Here is a 3766-nt window from a genome sequence, read left to right as displayed (position 1 = left end):
GCGGGGGTGGTCTCGGCCTGGAAGACCTTCTCGGTCTACGTGGACCCGCAGAGCTTCTTCGGGGCGTCCCTGACCTCCGCGCTCATCGGGCTGACCGTCGGCTACGGGATCGCCGGGCAATCGCCCTCGGAGGCGTTGACGACGGCTCTCCGCAGCGGCGTGGTCGGCGGGCTCTTCAGTGTCTCGGCCGCGTTCGGCTTCGGTGCCATCGGGGGCCTGCTGGCCTGCCTGGCCGGGCGTGCCCTGGCCCGACGGCACCAGATGGCGGCGGACCGCCTCCTGATGGTCGATGCGACCAGCCTGGGGCTCTTGCTGGAGGAACTGGAGCAGGGCTCTCCGGACTTCCCGGCATTCCTGCGTTCGCTTGAGGGACGGCTGCTTGTGGTGACTGCCCGGAGCCTGCCGGAGGATCAACCGGCACTGGAGCAAGCCTGCCTGCGGCTTCCCTGCGAGGCGGACGGGCTTGTCGGGAGTTGCCGGTCTCTGCGTGCCGATGGCAAGGGGCTGGAGCTGCCAACCACACCCCGGCAGGACTTGTTCCCGACCGACTCGCCGGGTTGGTTGCCACACTGACCTCAGGCGGGGGTCCTAACCCCGCATGGGCTCATTGGACTGGACAGTCGGTTGTTCCCGGTGATTAAACCCAAGCATACCCTTCTGTATGAAAAATAGTTATGCAACCTTCTCAATTCTCTTATGCATGGTGGCGTTCGTCTGCCAGGGACAGGAAGCGGCGGTTTACCCCCTTAGCCCAGCCGAGGCGGACGCCCTTGTCATCCAACAGATGTCCGAGAAGGAGCAGCAGCGCCAAGCCAAGCTTGCCGAGTTGGAATCAGCCACCGTGGTCGAGTCCTTCGAGGTGAATCTAGGCCAACAATGCGAGCCGGGGTTTAGGAACACGCTCGCCTGGTCGATTTTTCCTCACGGGAAAGCGTGGTCATGCGAGGGGATGTGGCGTCCTTTTTCAAGGGGTGTCGGGTGCAATCAATTGCACTGGGCAGATTCTTGAGCAAAAGCGGCAGGTGGCTGATTATTGGTAGGTCGATATCCCCATCATCAGGTAGATGCGCTGGTTCCAGCTCTTTTGCCGGTCCATCTCCTCGCGGGAGGTCGCGCTCACGCTGCCATCGACATGGAGGGCGTGCAGGGCCTGCCGCCCCCCCTGTGAATTCGCCAATACGAGATGCGCTCATGCTAAATTAAAGCCAAGCATTCAATTTGCATAAAAATATTGCAAAATTAAATACAGGCTTTAAGTTTGCATGAAATGAAGGTCGAGCGTACAGAGAAGTCGAGGGTCATGAAAAGCCTGCAAGCATACCCTATCGTCGGGTTGCTAGGGGCAAGACAGGTCGGCAAGACGACACTTGCAAAGAGCATTGCAAAGGACTTCGGGAAAGAATCCGTCTACCTTGACTTAGAGAATCCGGAGGACTTCGTGAAGCTGAACGAGCCGGGGCTTTATTTCAAAGACAACGCCGACAAGCTGATCATTCTGGATGAAATCCAGCTCAAGCCCGAGCTGTTCCCCCTGCTACGAAGCGTGGTGGATGACGGAGAAAGCAATGGCAGGTTTCTGATATTGGGAAGCGCCTCACCGGAATTGCTCAATAAATCCTCCCAGTCTTTAGCCGGCCGGATTCGCTACCATGAATTAAATCCGTTCTCCGCGTTTGAAGTGGGTCTCGAAAACACAGAACGCCTCTGGATTCGTGGAGGTTTCCCTGATGCCTATTTGGCATCCGATCAGGACGGCGCGTTCGACTGGATCGCAGCATTCGTCAAAACATTCCTGGAACGTGATCTGGGCATGCTCGGCTTCCGCCTGTCCCCCAATAACATGCGGAAGGTATGGACGATGCTTGCCCATTACCACGGCTCTACAGTCAACTACAGTAGTCTTTCAAAAGCACTTGAGGTCTCCAATCCCACAGTTCGCTACTGGATCGACGTACTGGAAGACACTTATATGCTGCGCTCCGTACGCCCGTGGTCGGGCAACACCGCAAAGCGACTGGTGAAGTCCCCCAAGATTTACCTTCGGGACAGTGGCATCGTTCATAATCTGCTCGGTATCGAGGAGAAGGAAAAGCTGCTCTCTCATCCCGTGCTTGGAGAGTCTTGGGAAGGATTCGTAATCGAACAGATTGCTGCCGCTGCTCCAGAACGCTCGGACTTCTCCTTTTACCGTAGTTCGAATGGCCACGAAATCGACCTGATCGTCGAGACGCCAAAGAAAGGGGCCATCGCTTTTGAAATCAAACGCTCCTTGAATCCATCACTCAGCAGCGCAAACTATGCTGCGCTCGAAGACATCGCCCCCCATGAAGCCTATGTCGTTTACTCCGGCAACGACACATTCCGCTTAAACGAGGACATCACGGTAATTCCTCTGGCCGGAGTCGCCGGAGTCTTTGCATGATTCTGCTAATCTTCGAGTACCCCTAGCCACCGATAGTATCATCGGTCTTGGATACAGCAAAATATCCAATTAAAAATACGCGAATTGCAACAGCTAGGGAATAGGCCACTTCGATTAACCTCGCCTTCTTTGCGACAACTGGAGACAATCTGATATGCGCGTAAAGACTGGTAGCAGCCAAAGCAATCTCTTCGACATTTTGAAACACGCGGACAGCGCTTCGCAGCGTAAGAGCAGCCTGGATCGGCTTGATGTGATCGATTGGGAGACGTTTCGTGCGTTGCTTGAGGAGCGCCTTTCCTACGGCGACCAAAGCAAGGGTGGGCGCATTCCGTGGTGTCCGGTTTTGATGCTCAAGGTGCTGGTATTGCAGCGCTTCTTTGACCTATCGGACCAAGAGACAGAGTTTCAGATTCTTGATCGCTTCAGCTTTCTGCGCTTTGTGGGGCTACGCCCCGGCGATGGTTCTCCCGATCACGCGACGATCTGGTCCTTTAAGGAACGCCTTGGAGCCGAGGGGATGGTTGCTGTGTTCGAGTTGTTCAACGAGCAACTGCGCACTCAGGGCTTGATCGCCAGTTGCGGCAAGATCATCGACGCCAGTTTTATCGAGGCTCCCAAGCAGCGCAACCGCCGCCATGAGAACGAACAGATCAAGCGCGGCGAGGTGCCCGAACGCATCGCCAAGAGGCCGCGCCGGGCCTGCCAGAAGGATCTCGATGCGCGTTGGACGCAGAAGAACCATGTATCCTATTTTGGATACAAGAACCACGTCAAAGTCGATGCGGCCAGCAAGTTTATCGAGACCTTCACCGTCACAAACGCCGCCGTCCACGACTCCCAACCGGTCGGGAAACTGCTGCGTGAGAGCGACCGCGAGGCCGTGCTGTGGGCCGACAGCGCTTACGTCGGGCCGTTCATCGCCGCGCTGCTCAAAGGCTTCGCCATGCTCGCCAACATCTGCGAAAAGGGCACTGCCGCCCGTCCGCTCAGCCGTGAACAAAAGCGTGCCAACAGGCAAAAGAGCCGCATCCGCTCCCGCGTCGAACACGCCTTCGGCCGCATCGCCCAGTTCGGCGGCGACCGCTTCCGACGTATCGGCCAGAGACGATGTCGCTTCGAAACCGCCCTTACCAACCTCACCTACAACCTCGACCGCTATGCCATGTTCCATGCCAGGGGCTGAGCCTACACAATCGGGAGAAAATCGCCGCCAAACGCCTCAATCTGAGGCCAAAACAACCACCGCAACTCCCTGCAACTGCCCATCAAGCCCCCTTCCAGGCATCTGAAATCTCATAGCTGAACGGCTCAAGCAAAATGACTCCCTTAATCGAAGTGGCC

General features: G+C 56.9%; 5 protein-coding genes. 4 read left to right on the top strand and 1 reads right to left on the bottom strand.

Annotated elements, in window-relative coordinates:
- On the top strand, positions 1-573 hold a 573-nt coding region (locus H5P28_RS10150; protein WP_185675596.1), incomplete at its 5' end, for a hypothetical protein.
- Positions 574-661: 88 nt separating this feature from the next.
- Positions 662-1009: a hypothetical protein gene (locus H5P28_RS10145; RefSeq protein ID WP_185675595.1), complete on the top strand. Its 348-nt coding sequence runs from the start codon at positions 662-664 to the stop codon at positions 1007-1009.
- Between the two features lie 21 nt (positions 1010-1030).
- On the opposite strand, the gene H5P28_RS10140 is transcribed toward H5P28_RS10145, so the two are convergent.
- Entirely contained in the window at positions 1031-1177 is a 147-nt protein-coding gene (locus H5P28_RS10140; protein ID WP_185675594.1) for a hypothetical protein, read from the bottom strand.
- A gap of 123 nt (positions 1178-1300) precedes the next feature.
- On the opposite strand from H5P28_RS10140, the gene H5P28_RS10135 reads away from it, so the two are divergent.
- Together H5P28_RS10135 and H5P28_RS10130 are read left to right on the top strand one after the other, a co-directional pair.
- Complete coding sequence (locus H5P28_RS10135) at positions 1301-2422, top strand: ATP-binding protein (protein ID WP_221773398.1); 1122 nt, start codon at positions 1301-1303, stop codon at positions 2420-2422.
- Between the two features lie 154 nt (positions 2423-2576).
- The gene (locus H5P28_RS10130; protein WP_185675592.1) at positions 2577-3608 is read left to right on the top strand and encodes an IS5 family transposase; all 1032 of its coding nucleotides are present in this window, start codon (positions 2577-2579) and stop codon (positions 3606-3608) included.
- Positions 3609-3766 lie beyond the last annotated feature (158 nt).

This window comes from Ruficoccus amylovorans (assembly GCF_014230085.1).
In the GTDB taxonomy this organism is placed as follows: Bacteria; Verrucomicrobiota; Verrucomicrobiia; order Opitutales; family Cerasicoccaceae; genus Ruficoccus; species Ruficoccus amylovorans.
This window is presented reverse-complemented; position numbering and strand designations above follow the sequence as displayed.

Bases quoted from the DNA above. Each gene is read 5' to 3' on its own strand.
- H5P28_RS10145 (WP_185675595.1), top strand. From the start codon at position 662: ATGAAAAATAGTTATGCAACCTTCTCAATTCTCTTATGCATGGTGGCG.
- H5P28_RS10135 (WP_221773398.1), top strand. From the start codon at position 1,301: ATGAAAAGCCTGCAAGCATACCCTATCGTCGGGTTGCTAGGGGCAAGA.
- H5P28_RS10130 (WP_185675592.1), top strand. From the start codon at position 2,577: ATGCGCGTAAAGACTGGTAGCAGCCAAAGCAATCTCTTCGACATTTTG.